Source organism: Rhodococcus sp. BH4, assembly GCF_002079265.1.
In the GTDB taxonomy this organism is placed as follows: domain Bacteria; phylum Actinomycetota; class Actinomycetes; order Mycobacteriales; family Mycobacteriaceae; genus Rhodococcus_F; species Rhodococcus_F qingshengii.
On the sequence record NZ_CP014941.1, the window covers coordinates 761648 to 778094 of the forward strand.

At 62.2% G+C, this 16447-nt stretch carries 18 protein-coding genes; 6 read left to right on the top strand and 12 right to left on the bottom strand.

The window, feature by feature from the left end; translation table 11 throughout:
- Positions 1 to 40: 40 nt before the first annotated feature.
- The 9 genes from A0W34_RS03580 to A0W34_RS03620 are packed head-to-tail and all read right to left on the bottom strand — an operon-like array spanning position 41 to position 8822.
- Positions 41 to 565, bottom strand: a complete 525-nt coding sequence (locus tag A0W34_RS03580; protein WP_081557323.1) for a hypothetical protein — start codon at positions 563 to 565, stop codon at positions 41 to 43.
- Positions 562 to 1800: an MlaD family protein gene (locus A0W34_RS03585; RefSeq protein ID WP_064688636.1), complete on the bottom strand. Its 1239-nt coding sequence runs from the start codon at positions 1798 to 1800 to the stop codon at positions 562 to 564. Before A0W34_RS03585 ends, A0W34_RS03580 begins: the two co-directional genes overlap by 4 nt.
- A complete protein-coding gene (locus tag A0W34_RS03590) occupies positions 1797 to 2870 on the bottom strand; it encodes an MCE family protein (RefSeq protein WP_081557324.1) in 1074 nt (357 codons plus the stop codon). Before A0W34_RS03590 ends, A0W34_RS03585 begins: the two co-directional genes overlap by 4 nt.
- Positions 2870 to 3949 (bottom strand): MCE family protein, encoded by a 1080-nt coding sequence (locus tag A0W34_RS03595; protein WP_081558745.1) that lies wholly within the window; start codon positions 3947 to 3949, stop codon positions 2870 to 2872. The genes A0W34_RS03590 and A0W34_RS03595 overlap by 1 nt, the downstream gene beginning before the upstream one ends.
- Positions 3946 to 4938 (bottom strand): MCE family protein, encoded by a 993-nt coding sequence (locus tag A0W34_RS03600; protein ID WP_232329974.1) that lies wholly within the window; start codon positions 4936 to 4938, stop codon positions 3946 to 3948. Before A0W34_RS03600 ends, A0W34_RS03595 begins: the two co-directional genes overlap by 4 nt.
- Positions 4935 to 5945, bottom strand: a complete 1011-nt coding sequence (locus A0W34_RS03605) for an MCE family protein (protein ID WP_081557325.1) — start codon at positions 5943 to 5945, stop codon at positions 4935 to 4937. Before A0W34_RS03605 ends, A0W34_RS03600 begins: the two co-directional genes overlap by 4 nt.
- Entirely contained in the window at positions 5942 to 7126 is a 1185-nt protein-coding gene (locus A0W34_RS03610) for an MCE family protein (protein ID WP_081557326.1), read from the bottom strand. The genes A0W34_RS03605 and A0W34_RS03610 overlap by 4 nt, the downstream gene beginning before the upstream one ends.
- Positions 7123 to 7968, bottom strand: a complete 846-nt coding sequence (locus tag A0W34_RS03615; protein ID WP_003945610.1) for an MlaE family ABC transporter permease — start codon at positions 7966 to 7968, stop codon at positions 7123 to 7125. The genes A0W34_RS03610 and A0W34_RS03615 overlap by 4 nt, the downstream gene beginning before the upstream one ends.
- A complete protein-coding gene (locus tag A0W34_RS03620) occupies positions 7968 to 8822 on the bottom strand; it encodes an MlaE family ABC transporter permease (protein ID WP_232329975.1) in 855 nt (284 codons plus the stop codon). Before A0W34_RS03620 ends, A0W34_RS03615 begins: the two co-directional genes overlap by 1 nt.
- Before the next feature lie 228 nt (positions 8823 to 9050).
- Here A0W34_RS03620 and A0W34_RS03630 point away from each other — a divergent pair, with 228 nt between their 5' ends.
- Both A0W34_RS03630 and A0W34_RS03635 read left to right on the top strand, forming a co-directional pair.
- Positions 9051 to 9689 carry a carbonic anhydrase gene (locus A0W34_RS03630; protein ID WP_003945421.1) on the top strand — a complete coding sequence of 213 codons (639 nt, stop codon included), beginning with the start codon at positions 9051 to 9053 and terminating at the stop codon, positions 9687 to 9689.
- Between the two features lie 97 nt (positions 9690 to 9786).
- Positions 9787 to 10530 carry a DUF4232 domain-containing protein gene (locus tag A0W34_RS03635; protein ID WP_007726893.1) on the top strand — a complete coding sequence of 248 codons (744 nt, stop codon included), beginning with the start codon at positions 9787 to 9789 and terminating at the stop codon, positions 10528 to 10530.
- A 25-nt stretch (positions 10531 to 10555) separates the two neighbouring features.
- Here A0W34_RS03635 and disA read toward each other — a convergent pair whose 3' ends face one another.
- Entirely contained in the window at positions 10556 to 11641 is a 1086-nt protein-coding gene (gene disA / locus A0W34_RS03640; RefSeq protein WP_024487741.1) for a DNA integrity scanning diadenylate cyclase DisA, read from the bottom strand.
- A 96-nt stretch (positions 11642 to 11737) separates the two neighbouring features.
- On the opposite strand from disA, the gene A0W34_RS03645 reads away from it, so the two are divergent.
- A complete protein-coding gene (locus A0W34_RS03645; RefSeq protein ID WP_003945494.1) occupies positions 11738 to 12298 on the top strand; it encodes a PaaI family thioesterase in 561 nt (186 codons plus the stop codon).
- A 23-nt stretch (positions 12299 to 12321) separates the two neighbouring features.
- Here A0W34_RS03645 and radA read toward each other — a convergent pair whose 3' ends face one another.
- Complete coding sequence (radA, locus tag A0W34_RS03650; RefSeq protein WP_081557329.1) at positions 12322 to 13755, bottom strand: DNA repair protein RadA; 1434 nt, start codon at positions 13753 to 13755, stop codon at positions 12322 to 12324.
- A gap of 98 nt (positions 13756 to 13853) precedes the next feature.
- Positions 13854 to 14489: a lipoprotein gene (locus A0W34_RS03655; protein ID WP_007726888.1), complete on the bottom strand. Its 636-nt coding sequence runs from the start codon at positions 14487 to 14489 to the stop codon at positions 13854 to 13856.
- A gap of 265 nt (positions 14490 to 14754) precedes the next feature.
- Here A0W34_RS03655 and carD point away from each other — a divergent pair, with 265 nt between their 5' ends.
- The 3 genes from carD to ispF are packed head-to-tail and all read left to right on the top strand — an operon-like array spanning position 14755 to position 16441.
- Positions 14755 to 15243 carry an RNA polymerase-binding transcription factor CarD gene (carD, locus tag A0W34_RS03660; RefSeq protein WP_003945666.1) on the top strand — a complete coding sequence of 163 codons (489 nt, stop codon included), beginning with the start codon at positions 14755 to 14757 and terminating at the stop codon, positions 15241 to 15243.
- A 22-nt stretch (positions 15244 to 15265) separates the two neighbouring features.
- Complete coding sequence (gene ispD / locus A0W34_RS03665) at positions 15266 to 15964, top strand: 2-C-methyl-D-erythritol 4-phosphate cytidylyltransferase (RefSeq protein WP_039972758.1); 699 nt, start codon at positions 15266 to 15268, stop codon at positions 15962 to 15964.
- A complete protein-coding gene (gene ispF / locus A0W34_RS03670; protein ID WP_047269647.1) occupies positions 15965 to 16441 on the top strand; it encodes a 2-C-methyl-D-erythritol 2,4-cyclodiphosphate synthase in 477 nt (158 codons plus the stop codon).
- Positions 16442 to 16447 lie beyond the last annotated feature (6 nt).

Below are 16447 nucleotides of genomic sequence, written 5' to 3' on the forward strand. Positions count from 1 at the left end.
CAGTCGCCGACACGGCTGTCTTTGACGCCCGACCGCCGGGTCACAACAACTGCACGTTGCTCAGTTTCCACTCGCCGTCCTCGCGGACCAGCGAAAGTTGCATCCGGTTGCGGTCGATTCTCGGATCGGGGGAGTTGGTGTTCGTGATCGTCTGATCGAGGAACACGAGCACCTCGGCGTTGTCGCGATCACTGCTCGCCAACCCGGCTGAAATGATCTGAGCGGACGAGGTCGCCTGATACTGCACGATCATGTTCTGCAAGTTGGCTGCCACCTGGGCGTACTGACCGGCGAATTCGCCGACAGAATTGTCACGGACCACGGAAAGATTCTGATCGAGGTTCCGGAAGTTGTACGTCGCAAGATCAGTGGCGAATTGCCGTCCGCTGTCCAGGGCGCTGATACGCGCGTTTTCGTCGACCGATTTCTGCCAGGTCGCGAATGCGCCCCATCCGAGCGCCGCGACCACGACCAGGGCGCCGGCAACGATCGCTACGGTCTGCTTGCGAAGCCGCTTGGGCTTGTCGACGATTGTGGGCGTCTGGGGTTCGGTTGTCTCGGTCATTGCGTTCCTTGTACTAGTAGTGCGGCAAACGAGTTGTCACCGAGAACGGTGTTCTGACCACCGTTGAGGCCCAGACGAATCGACGTTCCGTCACCGGCTGCGACCGTTCCGAGGGCAGGATCGTATTCAGCAACCCCGTCGATCGTTCCAGTTCCGGTGGGGACGTTCTGCGATCCGCGATTCTGGATCCGGCCCGACTGGTCCGCGCAGTGTTGGTTCTTGTCGAGCGTGGTCGGTGAGGTGTCCTGTACCGATCGCCGGGGCGTGTCGTAGATACAGACCGGGCCGAGTGCTGTGATCAGATCAAGCTGTGCCCGTCCGTCTTTGACGATACTTCCGAACTTCTCGAATCCTTTGGGCACCACCACCAACAAGGCATCGACGGCGGGCATCCGTGCAGTGACGATCTGAGTGGAGACGAGAGAATTGGCCAACAGCAGACTGAACGGCTCACGACTCTGTTCGATGAGAGGCAGTATCTGATTGTCGAGAACACTCGGGCTTCGATCGAGGAGTGTGCGCAGTTGCGGATCGGAGTTTCGTACCTGATCTGTCAATTGGCGAAGTGTGAGTGCAACTTCGGGAAGAGCGTCAACATTTTCCTCGTTCGCAGTGAACAGTGAGCGCGAGTTCTCGACGAGTGTGTTGACACGCGGTTGATCGGATTGGACAGTGCGCGCGAGCATGTCGAAGTTGTCGACGAGCGCCTGCAGATCCGGACCCAATCCGTTCAATCCCTCGCCGAGTTCGTGCGAGAGGGTTCGCAGGTCTGCCGGATCGACGGTGTCGGCAGCAGCGTTGAAATTCGCAATCACGGTTCCCAACGCGACCGGGATCGAAGTGCGCTCAGTCGGAACAACGGAACCTTCAACCAGATACGGGCCGCCGTCGGTCTGCGAGGACAACTGAACTTTCAATACCGGAACGGCGGTGTCCTGGCTGATGGCCACATGCGAATCGTTGGGGATCTGTTTGTCGGCGGCGATGCTCAACGTCATCACGACGAGGTCCTGGGCAGAGTCCACCTCCACCGACTCGACGTCGCCGACGGTGACTCCGCGATAGGCCACTTCCGAACCGGGAGCGATTCCGGCCGCGTTCTCCAATTCGACGATGACCGAGAAGGTTCCGGTGAACGGATCTCCGGCACCGACTTGCCGGAGTACGTACGTCGTGCTGACCACCGCGATGAGGAGAAAGGCGGCGATCTCGAAATAGACGGTTCGGTTCTTCATCGCGTTCCTCCTTGCAGGGGTGTCGTGATCGGCAGTTCCCGATCGGAGGCGGGCAGAGGTGGCAGTGGCGGTGCGGCGCCCGGGATTATCTTGTTGAGCACTCCGGTCACGGTGCCCTCGACATCGACGTCGAGGTCGATGTTCACGTAATCGCCTGGGCTGGCACGCTCGAGGAGCACTCTTGCGTTGTCCAGGTTGGCCATCGTCTCACCCAGTGTCGGGCCCATTGCCGAGAACTGGTCGAGGATGGGTGACAGTCGTCCGGTGATCTCGGAAATCTGGTCGGACGACTGGTCGAGTACGGAATTGGTTGCGGTACTGAGCCGATCGGTTTCGTCGAGTAGATCGAGGAGCGGTTGTCGTTGGTCGGCGATCACGCCCAATGCGGGTGTGAGTGTGCGCAAGTCTTCGTCGATCGTGGTGCTCTCGTCACCGATCAGAGCGCTGAGCCGGTTCAGTGAATCCAGTGCCGAATTGATCGATTCCTTTCGGTCGTCAAGTGTTCCGAGAAAAGTGTCAAGGCGTGCAAGCAGATCGCGGATCGTCTCCTCCCTGCCGTCGAGAATCTGATCAGCCTCACTGACGATGTTCTTGACCTGCGCCAACCCACTGCCGTTCAACAGAGTTCCGACGGCGCCGAGCAGTTGTGCGACATCGGGTCCGCGCACGGTCTCCGATCGCTCGATGGTGGAACCTGGTTCGAGAATGGGGCCCGCTGGATCGACCGGAACTTCGAGGTTGACGAACGCATCGCCGATCGGGGTCGACAGCTCGATCCGAGCGCGGGTGCCGACAGGTAGTTCGATGTCCGACGCGATTTCGGTATGTACCACGGCTGCAAAGGTTTGCGCGCTCATCGACGTGACTCTGCCGACGACAGCCTGCCCGATCCGCACCTCGCCGCCGACGGGAAGTAACGACGCGTCGACGAATTCCATGTTCAGCGGGTACGACTCTCCTGGCAGACCGCGTCCGAGGGGGAGGTGCTGGAAGTTGAGACTGCAGCCGGTCAATGGCGCCGCGATGACAAGTGCCACGACAACGCTCACCACGGACTTGTTCGACGCCATCAGTTGCCCCCACCGAGGATGCGTGCCAGGTCGGAGCTGCCTGCCGAAGGAAATTCGATGGGATTGACGATTCCCGGCCCGGTGCACAGCGGAATCGGCATCTTCTCGCACAGTTCTCGCGTCGTGTCGAACTGTGAGAGATCGGTGGCGACGTTCAATCGCGCCCTGGCTCGGCCTTCTTCGGTGACGAGGTTGGCGACGTTCTCGAATCCCGTTGGTGCCGTTTCGATGATCTCGCGCAGTTGATCCTGTTTGGTCGCGACTGCACCGGCCAACTGCGCGAGCGTACCCAGATCGGCGGTGACCGCCTCGCCGTGTTCGGCGAGTAGCGCTGAGACCTGTCCGAGCAACGTGGTCAGGGAATCGAGCGCCCCGCTGATGTCTTCTCGCTGGGCGCTGAACGTGCGGGCGGTGACTGTCACCGAGTTCGACAGAGAGTCGACCTTGGTCTGGTTGTCCGCGATCAACTGCACGAGGGTGTTCAGGTTCTTCACCAGTTCGGAGATGTCGGGACTTGCACCCGCCAGTACCGAACTGGCCTGTGAGATGGACCGAACGGCATCGTTGAATGCTTGCCCGTTGCCGTCCAACGCGTGGGCGCCTTCTCCGATGAGGTCACCGATCCCGCCGCCGTCGGCGCCAGGGCTGAGCGCCACCGTCAATTCGTTCACCGATGCGGTGAGTTGGTCCCACGTCAGGGGGGAGTGAGTGCGTTCGAGAGGGATCACCGCGCCGTCGGTGAGGAACTCACCGTCCTCGTAGCCGGGGCCGAGTTCGATCGTGCGGTCACTGATGACCGAGGGAGACAGGACCCAGGCCTGCGCGTCGGCGGGTATACGTGTTCCGGATGGCAGGCTCAGCGCCACTCGTACCCGGGACCCTTCCGGCGTGACGCTCTCGACCCTCCCGCTGGGAACTCCCAGAATCGTCACTGTGTTCCCGGTGAAGATAGCGTCGGTCGAGGTGAATTCGGCGGTGAGAGTGAGTCTGTGTTCGTCACGCGTGACGACCAGGACGGCACCGATCGCGCAGATCACTATCGCTGCCAGCACGGCGAGTTTCTTGACGGTCGTGGTCATCGACACCCCTGAACGAGCCCGACGACGCACAACCAGTTGTCCGGGATGAGGGTGGAGGGTGAGTTGAGGTCGAGCCAGTTGCCGTTACCGGTTGCGTTGGTGACGTAGCGGACGCTGGGGGCGAAGTTGTCGAGCAGTGTGGTCAGTGATTGTTCGTTCTCGGACAGAACTCCCGTCACCACGTGGATGTCTCCCATGACCGAGTCGACCAAAGCCTGGTTGTCGCCCAGGAACTGGGCAAGTGTGGTGCTCAACTGATTCAGGTCTTGTACAAGCGCATTCAGCACATCTCGCCGGTCGGCGATCGTGGACATCACCAGATCCGCATTCCCCAGAAGGGTTTCCAGAGTGTCCTTCTGCTCGATCAGTGTTGCGGTCGTCTGCTGCGCTCCGGTGAGAAGGGAACGGAGCGCAACGTCGTTGTCGTTGACTACTCCGGAGAGTGCGTCGATTCCCTCGAGTGAGCGGCGAATGAGTTCGGGATCGTCCGGTGAGTTGTCGGACACCACGGTCAGCATGTTTCGCAGTTGTTGCAGATCAAGGTTTTCCGACGTGGATTGTGCTCCTCGACCGAGATCGTCGAGAGTGAACGGAACGCTCGTGTTCTCGATGGGGATGGTCGAACCTGCGGGTAACGAGCGCGATCCGTTCGGAGTGACGTCGAGCGAGCGTCGGCCGAGCAGAGTCGAGATCTTGATGTCCGCACGGGAGTCTTCGCCGAGAGTGACGCCGTCGTCGAGTCGGAAGGTGACTTCAACCGAGTTGCCGCTGACCGCCAACGAGGTGACCACCCCGCTCGGGACTCCCGCGACGTTGACCGGATCGTCCTGCGTCAACCCGGTGGCGTTGGCAAAGACAGCGTGGTACTCGTTGGTCTTGACCGTCAAGATCAGTTGAGGGACAACGAGTGCGGCCAGAACCACACCGACTCCGACGAGGATGCAGATGATTCCGTTGCGGACCGGGTTCTTGACGGTGAGCCAGTTCATCGGCACACCGCCGAACGCTCGGGGCCGCCGAGGGTCACCGATTGGTCCAGCGCGCTGAGCCGGAAGTTGCAGATGTAGATGTTCGCCCAGCTTCCGTAGCTCATCGCGATCCCCAACTGGGTGAACAGTTGATCGAAAGCGGTGATACCGGTCGCCAGCGACTCACGGTTGTCGACGACGACGCTGGCCGACTGATCGATCGAAGTCAGCGCGCCAGCCAAGTCCGGTTCCACGCGCGTCACCAAGTCCTGAAGTGAAGAAGTCAGGGCGCCTGCGGAATCCACTGCGGCCGAGATCTGTTGGCGGTCCTGTGCCAAACCGCCGACCAGTGCGTCGAGCGTGTTGATCATCTCGACGAAGTTGGGTCGATTCGTCGTGGTCACGGTAAGGACCCGGTCGAGGTTGTTCAGTAGTTGGTCCAAGATCGCGTCCCGGGACGTCAAGTTCTCGGTGACGGCAACAGTGCGCTCCAGCAGGCTTTCGATGGTGGAACCTTGTCCTTGGAATACCTGGACGACCTGTGCGGCAAGCTCGTTGACTTCTGCGGGGTCAAGTGCGTCGAAAAGGGGACGGAATCCGCCGAGGATGTCGGTGAGGTCGATCGCCGGCTGAGTCTGTTCCACGGGAATTGTGGCCCCGGGGGAGAGGTAGTTGCCTGTTGCGCGTTCGGCCTGTCCGGGTTCGATCGAAATTGTTCGCGCTCCCAACAGGTCTGCGTACCTCACCACAGCGCGACCGTCGGACGGAATACGTTGTGCAGATTCGAGTTCGAAGCCGACGACGGCTTGGTTGTTCACCAACTCGACGCTGTCGACGCGCCCTACTCGCACCCCGGCGATCTGAACATCGCTGCCGGTGACCAGGCCGGAGGCATTGACGAAGACGGCCCGGTACTGCGAACTAGACCCGGAGACTGGGTTGATCAGAGTGCTCACCACAACCACGGTGGCGAGAATCGACAGTGCAACAAACAGTCCGAACCTGATCAGAGATTTCTTCACGCTCATCCGCCCATCACCGTCGTGCCGCGAAATACCGGCCCCGCCACGAGAGTGTCCAAAGCTGTACCGCCCTGGGTGAGAGCCGAGATCAGGGACTGTTCGGCAGGGCTGCCGACCGGGCCGACGGTTCCGCCGAACGCGGTCGCGGCGGCAGGACAGTTGGGTCCGCGGGTTCCGTCGTACTGTGGGCAGTCGGTCTTTCCGTACGGATACAGATCTGTGACGGACAGCCGTAGATCGGTGCTGAGCCACGGACCATGCGCCAACGCGGGCGGGAGCTTGATCGTGAGATTGCGCAGGCCGTTGTAGAAGGTCGTGATGTGGTCCGGCCGCGAAGTGATTGCGCCGGTCAGGGAATCGGCGTCGTCGACCAAGGTGATCATGCGGTCGCGATTGTCACCGATCAGACTCGTGGCAGCAGCTCCCGTGCTGGTGCCGGCACGCAGAAGCCCCGCCAACCCGTCGGATTTCTCGACGACGGTCTTGGATGTGGTGATGGAGTTCTCGAATGCGGCGAGCATGTCCGGCGCACTCGTCGAGAGACTGTCGGCGAGGGTGGCTATGTCGTCGAGGTCGTCACCGAGTCCGTCGATGACGGGCTGCGCACCGACCAACGCTTGGTGGACTGAATCGAGCGATTCGCCGATCTGGTTTCCCTTGCCGCTCAACGCGTCCGAGACTGCCGTGAGTGCGACGTTGATGTCGGCTGGGTCGAGGGAAGAAACGAGCGAGTAGATCCGTGAGATCGATTGGTAGAGCTGGACCGCGACTTCGGACTGATCGGATACCAACTCGGTACCCGGCACGAGAGCAGGACCACGCGAGAGTCCGTCAGGTTGAATCAGGTCTACGAAGAAGTCGCCGAAGATGTTGCGGGGCATCAGTCGCACCTGACTTGTCGACGGTATGTCCTCGAACGCTCCCTCGTCGATCGCGAGTGAGACAGTCGAAGCGGTGGTGCCCGGCTCGATCTCGGCCACAGCGCCGACGACGACGCCGCGGTACTGTACCGAGGATCCGACTCGCAGCGCACCGGCACTGGCGGGGACGACAGCACTGACCTGCGGTGTGGAACCGGTGGAGTCCGTACCTCTGCTGAACAAGAAGACGTAGGCGAGGATCAGGATGACCACGGCGAGTAAACCCCGCAGTGCCAGGGTGATTCGGCTGGAATTCGTGACGATCATCCGGTCAGCCCGGGTACGTGAGGTTTGAGTCCCCACAGCGCAATGGTCATCGCGACGTCGGTGAACGCAAGGAAGACGATGCTGGTGCGCAACGCTCGTCCGGCGGCTCGTCCGACGCCTTCGGGTCCACCCGTCGCGGTGTAACCGTAGTAGCAGTGCACGAGGGTCACGACGACCGCGAACACCATGACTTTTATCAAGGACAACCAGATGTCGTTGGGAGAGAGGAAAAGACTGAAGTAGTAGCCGTACGTTCCCTCCGACTGGCCTTTGACCCGGATCACCGCAAGCGCCGTTGCCATGTACGAAGCAAACAGGCCGACCAGGTACAGCGGGACCACCGCGATGAGCGCCGCGATCATTCGGGTGGTGACCAGGTACCGCAGCGAGGGAATCGCCATGACTTCGAGCGCGTCGATTTCCTCGGAGATCCGCATCGCTCCGAGCTGCGCGGTGAATCCGGTTCCGACCTTGGCTGCCAGGGTGATTGCGGCAACGAGTGGTGCCACCTCGCGAGTATTCGCGATGGCGGACATCACGCCGGACAGCGGTGCGAGGCCGACGAGGTTGAGTCCGCGGTAGCCCTCGAGTCCGATCTGGGAACCGGCGAAGAACGAGATCGCGAAGATCACGACGACGCTGCCGCCTCCGGCGAGCAGGGTGCCCGAACCGAATGCCACCTGGGCGACGAGACGGGCGACTTCACGCCAATAGCGCTTGAGGGTTGCCGGAATCGAGGTGATGACACGCGCGTGGAACGTGAACTGATCGCCGAGCCGACTCAGGCCGTCGACGGTCCGCGAACTGACCCTCTTGGCACGAATTGCGATGGGCAGGTGCATCAATAGGCACCTTTCATCGAGACGAACAGTGGGTAGAACTGAGTAATTGCGAGGTTGGCGACAAACACGAGGACAAACGAGAGCACGACGGTCTCGTTGACTGCGTCGCCGACGCCTTGAGCTCCGCGCTTGACGGTCAGGCCCTTGTAGCAGGCCACGATTCCCGAGATGAGAGCAAAGGCAACGGCTTTGATGCCGGAGACGACGAAGTCGCTGGGTTGACTGAATTGAACGAGATTGCGCAGGAAACTCTGTGCGTTGCCGTCGAGTATCAGGACGTGAACGAAGAGGCTTGCGCCCAAACCGATTACGAGAACTATCGAGTTCAGTAGGAGGCAGACGACGGCAATGGCGATCATCCGGGGTACGACCAGGCGTTCGAGCACGGGTAGACCGAGCACTTCGAGTGCATCGATTTCCTCGCGTATCGTTCGCGCTCCAAAATCTGCGCAGATTGCGGAACCGCCGACACCGGCGATGATCAGGGCGCACACCAGGGGGCCGGCCTGTCCGATGATGAGGAACGCGACGACGGCACCGCTGTACGCACCCGCACCGATTTGATCTGCGAGCGCACCGATCTGCAGTGCTACCCCGACACCGAGGGGAATCATCACCAGAGCGGACGCGACCGAGGTGACGTGGGCGAGAAACCACATCTGGTCGAGCGCCTCACGCCAGGCGAGACGCTTGTGTCGAAGAGATGTGAACCCCGCAACGCACACGCGAACGGTGAAGGTGAAGAGCAGTCCGATCTCGGAGAGCAGGTTCGAGAACATGTTCGTCTTGGCGGGGGAGACAGCAGTTGTTTCCCCGGTTGTTCCATTCCCGGTCGTCGTAGCTTCGGTGCTCACGTCATCCCCCTCTCCGGCCGAATCGTTCTGGTCGGGTTTCTTCGATCACACTCGGGAGCTCGAAGTGCTCCAGGTCACGTTCGGAGACGGTATCAGGAAACTGACTCTGAAGTAAGTTCCATTCCGGCCACTTCATCACCGGGCGCGAATGTCGACGCGGAACTTTCGTTTGCGTCCACGCAACCTTCCCGGCGAGAGCCCGAAATGCGGCGGGTGCACAATGAGTGAATGCCACGATCAAGCCCCATTTCCGCTTGGAAGTCCCTTCGCGAAGGCAACGAGCGATTTGTCAACGACGCGTCCATTCACCCCAGCCAGGGAATCGCGGACCGCGCGAAACTCGTCGATGGGCAGCACCCCACAGCGGTGCTGTTCGGTTGCGGTGATTCGCGCGTAGCCGCCGAGATCATCTTCGACCAGGGTCTCGGCGACATGTTCGTCGTGCGCACTGCAGGTCACGTGCTCGACGATTCGGTGCTCGGTTCCATCGAGTACGCGGTTCACGTGCTCAACGTGCCGCTCATCGTCGTCCTCGGGCACGACGGTTGCGGTGCCGTGAAGGCAACGCTCGACGCCCTGGACGAGGGCGCAGTTCCCGACGGATTCATCCGCAGTGTGGTCGAGCGTGTTGCTCCGTCCATCCTGATGGGCCGCAACGAGGGCTTGTCCACCGTGGACGAACTCGAAGGCCGTCACGTCGTGGAGACCGGCTCGCTGATCATGCAGAGGTCGCGGATCATCGCCGACAAGGTGGACAAGGGTGCGTGCGCGATCGTCGGCGTCACGTACACGTTGTCCGACGGTCACATGCGAGTTCAGGGCGCGGTCGGCGACATCGGCGAGAGCGTCGAGACCGTCGAGGGTTAGATCTTCCGGGGCAGTGGTACCTGGCAGCAGACAATGGGTACCGACACGCCGCCTCAGCTGACGGTTAGTGGACCCTGCGCCAACTACCGTTGAGTCCGTGTTGGAACCTAATGGACCACTGCCCCCCGAGATCTACTGGCGTCGCCGGGCGCTGGCCATTGGTGCCGCCGTCATTGCACTGGCGTTGATCATCTGGGCGGCGTCCGCCCTCTTCGGCGGTGGAAGTGATACCCCGGAGGCCGATTCGGCCGCTGCGAGTTCCTCGCTGACGACGGACGTCTCCTTCACCCCCAACCCTTCCGGCTCCAACGCGCCGGACGGTGGCGGTGGCTCGGGTGGCGGCGCTGCCGGTGGATCAGGTGGCTCGGGCACGCAGGCTTCGGGATCGTCTTCGTCTTCTTCCTCTTCGTCGACCACCGGGGCTCCGGTCCCGGCCGGTCAGTGCGCCGACTCGTCGCTGGCAGTCAAGGCCACCGCAGACAAGGCGACCTTCGCTCCCGGCGAAGAGCCGTCGTTCACGATCGTCATCACCAACATCGGTTCGGCACCCTGTGATCGAGATCTGGCGGGCGGCCTTCAGCAGGTGCTCGTCTACAGCATCGACGGCAAGACCCGGTTGTGGTCCAACGTCGACTGCTACCCACAGCCCGCAGCCGACGTACGCAATCTCGCGCCCGGCGAGCAAGCTGCGTTCAAGGTCGCCTGGTCGGCCACGACGTCGACCCCCGAGTGCGCGACCGCGCAGAACCCCGAGCGCAATCCGGTGGGCGCAGGCGCTTACACGGTTGTCGGGCAGCTCGGTGCACTGCGAAGCTCCCCGGAGCCGTTCAACATCGCATGAGCGCGGGCAAGCCTGAACAGGCCCGCTAGTTGAAGGATCCGGTGATCGACGTTTCCGCGAGCCGGGAAAGTCCCTCACGGATGTGACGGGCCCACAGCCCGCCGATGCCCTCGACCGACTGCAGATCGGCAGCCGTAGCGGCCAGCAGCGACTGGAGAGTGCCGAAGGATCCGACCAACCGGTGGATCTGATGGAACTGCAATCGAGGTACACGCATCAGCACGCGATATCCGCGAGGAGTCATCGGAGTGTCGAGGGCTTCGATCGTGCCCGGATAACCGAGAACACGCGCAAGAGTCGTGAGATCGAGTAGATCGGCGTCGGTGACGCGATCGAGTGCGACGAGGACGTTGTCCATCGCCGCGGTGCCGATGGGTTCGGGACCGGCAAGATAGTCCCGAACGATGAGTTGACGTGCAATGTCGTTGTCGCCGACCAGTTCTTCGAGCTGCAGTGCCAACTGGCGACCGTCGGTGCCGAGTTCGAGGACATCCTGTTCGATTTCGATCGACACGCGGCGAACCATTTCGAGGCGCTGTACGACGGTCAACGCGTCGCGCAGAGTCACGAAATCCTCGATCTCGACGACCGACAGTTGCCGTGTCACTTCGTCGAGTCGCGCTTTGTATCGTTCGAGCGTCGCGACGGCCTGGTTGGCGCGCGAAAGTATGGTGGCCGAGCCGTCGATGACGTGCCGAATGCCGCCGACGTACACACTGACGATCGACATCGACTGACTGACCGAGACCACGGGATAGCCGGTCTGAATTGCCGTGCGCTCGGCAGCGCGGTGCCTCGTGCCGGATTCGACGGTGGGAATCTTGTGATCGGGAACCAGCTGGACGTTGGCACGCACGATGCGTGTGCCGTCCGTCGAGAGGACAACCGCGCCGTCCATCTTCGACAGCTCGCGCAATCGGGTCGGTGCGAACTCCACGTCGAGGTTGAATCCGCCGTCACACAGCGCTTCCATTTCCTCGTCGTATCCGAGGACGATCAGCGCGCCGGTACGGCCGCGCAGAATTCGTTCGAGCCCGTCTCGCAAAGCGGTACCCGGCGCCAACCTGGCGATGGTCTCTCGCAATGCCGACGACGACTGTGTGTCCGCCATCGCACTGATCATTGAGAAACTCCCTGCTGAGGTCGATGTCACTTCGGTCGGGTCCGATGCCTGCGCCGGACGGATCCCCGTTTAGATTACCTATCCATGAGTAGTACCTGGACCCTGCCTGATGACCTGACTGTCCCGGAGCCGGTCGAATTCTTTCCGGCCGCCGGCGAGAAGCTGCCTCAGCACTGGTCGAAATGCTTCGGCTGCGGCGACGACCAGCCTGCGGGAATGGCGATGAGTTTCAGGGCTGGTAACGGACTGGAAGTGACCGGTCGTCTGGAGGTCGCCAAGAAGTATCAGGGCGGTCCAGGTGTCATTCACGGCGGCATTCTGTCGACGGCATTCGACGAGGCTCAAGGTATGGCATGTATGGCTCTCGGCTCGCCGGTGGTGACCGGGCACCTCGAGATCGACTTCGCCCGGCCGATCCCGTTGGGATCGGTGCTCGAATTCCGGGCTCGCATCGACGGTGTTGTACGCCGCAAGGTCTACACCAGTGCAGAAGCGGTGATCGTCGAAGGTCCGACAGCGGATCCGGACACGGTGGTGGGAACCTCCCGCGGACTGTTTCTGACCATCACCTCGGAACACTTCGCCAAGACCAAGGAGTTCGTGGACGGCGAACCGACGTCCCCGTTCGGCACCTCGTCGGTCTGACGAGGTAGTCGGCCGAACGACGATCACTTCACCGGCGTGAGCTTGGGGCGAGACGGGGCTTGTTTGCCGCCCATCAATCCGGCGTAGGCCAGTGCCTCGGCCAGATTCGCCACTTCGTTGACGCGCATGCTGGGAATGTTCGGGCCGGAATCGACCGGCACGATGGCGCTGGTGAATCCCAGTCGGGCAGCTTCGATCAGCCGTCGGTTCACCCCGGCAACCCGTCGAACCTCCCCGGCGAGTCCGACCTCGCCGAGGATGACGAGCCCCTTGGGGACGGGTTTGGCTTTCACGGCGGAAGCGACCGCAATGGCGAGAGCCAGATCGGCACCCGGCTCGGTCATCCGCATACCGCCGACGGTCGCGGCGTAGACGTCGGCCTTCGAGATCGACACTCCGACGCGGCGTTCCAACACGGCCAGAACCATGGCCACACGGGCGGTGTCGAGCCCGCTGACGGCTCGGCGAGGTGTCGGTAGCGGCGTGGCGGCGACGAGCGCCTGAACTTCACCGAGTAGAGGTCGCTTACCGTCCATCATCACGGTGACGGCAGTGCCTTCCACAGCTTCTTCACGGTGATGCAGGAACAGGCCGGACGGATCGCTGATCTCGTTGATGCCCTGCTCGCTCAGCTCGAAGCATCCGACCTCGTCGGCCGCACCGAATCTGTTCTTCACGCCGCGGACCATGCGCAGGGTGGAGTGCTTGTCACCTTCGAAGTGCAGAACCACGTCCACGAGATGCTCGAGCGAGCGCGGACCGGCGACGGCGCCGTCCTTGGTGACGTGGCCGATCAGAAGCACCGGGATTCCACTGGCCTTTGCCAGGGAGGTCAGGGCGCTGGTGACGGCCTTGACCTGAGTCACGCCGCCGACGACCCCGTCGACGTCGGCAGCAAGCATGGTCTGCACCGAGTCGACGATGACCAGTGTCGGTTTGACCTGCTCGATGTGGCCGAGGATGGTCGCGAGATCGGATTCGGCCGCCAGATACATCCGTTCGTGGACAGAGTTGGTGCGATCTGCCCGAAGCCGAACCTGACCGGCGGACTCCTCGCCCGTGACGTACAACGCTCGATCATCCGCGCTGCGCATCGCCCAGCGGTAGACGACCTCGAGAAGTAGCGTCGATTTTCCGACGCCGGGCTCGCCCGCGAGCAGCACCACCGAACCCGGTACGACGCCACCGCCGAGGACGCGGTCCAACTCACCGATCCCCGTGGGTTTGGCCTGCGTCGAGGTGCTGTCGATCTGTGTCAGCGGCGTGGCCGGCGTCGTAGGCAGCACGGCGCTTGATCCTGCTTTGGCGAGTGAGGCGCCGGCGCGACTGGCGACGGGTGCCACTACGGCGACCTCGGTCATCGAGCCCCACGAATCGCAGTCCGGACATCTACCGACCCACTTGGGCACTACCGACTGGCATTCGGAGCAGCGGTAGTTCGATTTCACTTTGGCCACCGGGACAGACTAGAGGCGGGGTCCGACATGGACCCCGCCTCTAGTGTGATTTTGAAGCTGTTCTGCGAGGCGCATTGTGCGCCTTGGTGATTCGAGGCTCAGTGCCCAGCTTCTGCAACGTCGGGTGACTTGTCCGACTCGTTGCGCTCGAGCTGCGGGCCGGCGTCGACAGGTACGTCGACGGTGACCGATCCGGCCTTCTCGAACTTGAAGGTGATCGGGACGGTCAAGCCGGGGCGAACCCCTGCCTTGATGTCCTGCAGAACGACGAGAGAGAGCGCAGCGGGTGCGTCGTCGTTCTCTTCGTTGTTCTTGATCTGGGTCTCGGCCTCGGTCGCGGCGCCTTCGCCTGCGGGCAACTGACCGGCCTGCAGCGACGTCTGCGGCTTGATCGTCAAGCCACCTACCTCTTCACCTGCGATGACGCGTGCTGCGTAATCGGTGGTGATGCTGACGAGCTTGTCCGTGGTCTCGGCGCTGTCGTTCACGACGGTGAACGCGAGCACGGCGTTGCCGCCCGGCTCGATGCTGTACTCCTCGGACGAGGGGTAAGCGATGTGCACGTTGCGCAGTGCGATCTCACCGAGGTCGGCGCTGTTGCCGTTCACGGCGGCCTGCTGGACGGCGGTCTGGCTCACCTGTCCGGAACCGCAAGCGGACAGCGCGATGGCTGCGCCTGCAGCCAGTGCAATGGCGGTAGCGACTCGACGAGTCGGCTTACGGATAGCAGTCACGATTTGTCCTCCACGGCGTCAGGTTCGCACTCCACTAGGCAGAGTAGTAGATAAGGTCCCGCGGGCTGGCCGTCGGGTCGCCACAACGGTTGTCTGCGTGGGCTTTCAGTCCGTTACGCAGGGGTGCTCCAGACCAGTTGAATGCACGTACAACAAGCCCTGTCAACCCCTACGCTCGAGCAAGGATGCCCCTGACCTGCACAGTTGATGAGTGGTCGGTTCTTTCACGTGTTAAACTAGTGGAATCGAAAGGGGCACGGGACACATGATTTTCAAGGTCGGAGACACCGTCGTATACCCCCATCACGGTGCGGCGCTGATCGAAGCTATCGAAACCCGCACCATCAAGGGTGAGCAGAAGGAGTACCTGGTTCTGAAGGTCGCTCAAGGCGATCTCACAGTACGGGTTCCTGCAGACAACGCAGAGTACGTCGGAGTTCGTGACGTGGTCGGCCAAGAAGGCCTCGACAAGGTTTTCCAGGTTCTGCGAGCACCGCACACCGAAGAGCCCACCAACTGGTCTCGTCGATACAAGGCAAATCTCGAGAAGCTTGCCTCAGGTGACGTGAACAAGGTTGCAGAAGTTGTTCGTGACCTGTGGCGTCGTGAGCAGGACCGCGGACTTTCCGCTGGTGAGAAGCGCATGCTCGCCAAGGCTCGTCAGATTCTCGTCGGAGAGCTCGCGCTCGCCGAGGGCACTGACACCGAGAAGGCAGAGACCATTCTCGACGAGGTCCTCGCGGCCGCGTCCTGACTGCAACACAACAAAGCTGACAGTGGCAGTAGTAGCCCTGGTACCTGCCGCAGGTCGGGGAGTGCGATTGGGCGAGAAATTGCCCAAGGCATTTGTCGAACTCGGTGGGTGCACCATGCTTGCACGCGCGGTCGATGGACTCCGGAAATCCGGAGCGATCGACCGCGTTGTTGTCATTGTGCCGCCTGAACTGGTCGAATCCGTCGTAGCCGACCTCGGTCGTGCAGCGGACGTCGACGTCGTCGGTGGTGGTGCCGAAAGAACCGATTCGGTTCGAGCCGGCCTCAGTGCTGCCGGCGACGCAGATTTTGTACTCGTGCACGATGCCGCACGGGCATTGACACCGCCGGCGTTGATCGCGCGCGTCGTCGGTACTCTCCGAGCCGGCAGCTCCGCTGTTATCCCGGTACTTCCGGTTACCGACACGATCAAGTCGGTCGACGTACTCGGCGCAGTCACCGGTACGCCTCTGCGTTCGGAGTTGCGTGCGGTTCAAACTCCCCAAGGATTCTCCACCGACGTCCTGCGCAGTGCGTACGACGCCGGTGACGTCGCCGCGACCGACGACGCCGCTCTGGTCGAGCGTCTCGGTGTTTCGGTGCAGACGATTCCCGGCGACGCCCTCGCCTTCAAGATCACCACTCCGCTCGACCTGGTCCTTGCACGGGCGCTCCTGAGCTCGGAGACAGCGTTGAGTGCGGATTCACAGGACGGAAATTAGATGCGCGTCGGTCTCGGCACGGATGTTCATCCCATCGAGGTCGGTCGTCCTTGCTGGATGGCCGGGTTGCTGTTCGAGGAAGCAGACGGGTGCTCGGGCCATTCGGACGGCGATGTCGCCGTCCACGCGCTGTGTGACGCGTTGCTCTCTGCGGCGGGCCTCGGTGACCTCGGTTCGGTTTTCGGCACCGGCAGGCCCGAATGGGACGGCGTGAGCGGCGCTCGAATGCTTGCCGAGGTTCGCCGACTGCTCGAAGAGAACCAGTTCGCCGTCGGCAACGCCGCGGTGCAGGTCATCGGCAACCGTCCGAAGATCGGGCCACGTCGCGACGAGGCACAGAAGGTGCTCTCGGACATTCTCGGCGCGCCTGTTTCGGTGTCCGCGACCACCACGGACGGCCTCGGCTTGACCGGTCGCGGCGAGGGGATCGCCGCCATGGCCACCGCGTTGGTCATGACAACCGAACACGACAGGTAAGATCGC

Bases quoted from the DNA above. Each gene is read 5' to 3' on its own strand.
- A0W34_RS03610 (WP_081557326.1), bottom strand. From the start codon at position 7,126: ATGATCGTCACGAATTCCAGCCGAATCACCCTGGCACTGCGGGGTTTA.
- A0W34_RS03580 (WP_081557323.1), bottom strand. From the start codon at position 565: ATGACCGAGACAACCGAACCCCAGACGCCCACAATCGTCGACAAGCCC.
- A0W34_RS03595 (WP_081558745.1), bottom strand. From the start codon at position 3,949: ATGACCACGACCGTCAAGAAACTCGCCGTGCTGGCAGCGATAGTGATC.
- disA (WP_024487741.1), bottom strand. From the start codon at position 11,641: ATGGCGGACACACAGTCGTCGTCGGCATTGCGAGAGACCATCGCCAGG.
- A0W34_RS03590 (WP_081557324.1), bottom strand. From the start codon at position 2,870: ATGGCGTCGAACAAGTCCGTGGTGAGCGTTGTCGTGGCACTTGTCATC.
- A0W34_RS03600 (WP_232329974.1), bottom strand. From the start codon at position 4,938: ATGAACTGGCTCACCGTCAAGAACCCGGTCCGCAACGGAATCATCTGC.
- carD (WP_003945666.1), top strand. From the start codon at position 14,755: ATGATTTTCAAGGTCGGAGACACCGTCGTATACCCCCATCACGGTGCG.
- A0W34_RS03645 (WP_003945494.1), top strand. From the start codon at position 11,738: ATGAGTAGTACCTGGACCCTGCCTGATGACCTGACTGTCCCGGAGCCG.
- A0W34_RS03630 (WP_003945421.1), top strand. From the start codon at position 9,051: ATGCCACGATCAAGCCCCATTTCCGCTTGGAAGTCCCTTCGCGAAGGC.
- A0W34_RS03585 (WP_064688636.1), bottom strand. From the start codon at position 1,800: ATGAAGAACCGAACCGTCTATTTCGAGATCGCCGCCTTTCTCCTCATC.
- A0W34_RS03615 (WP_003945610.1), bottom strand. From the start codon at position 7,968: ATGCACCTGCCCATCGCAATTCGTGCCAAGAGGGTCAGTTCGCGGACC.
- ispF (WP_047269647.1), top strand. From the start codon at position 15,965: ATGCGCGTCGGTCTCGGCACGGATGTTCATCCCATCGAGGTCGGTCGT.
- A0W34_RS03605 (WP_081557325.1), bottom strand. From the start codon at position 5,945: ATGAGCGTGAAGAAATCTCTGATCAGGTTCGGACTGTTTGTTGCACTG.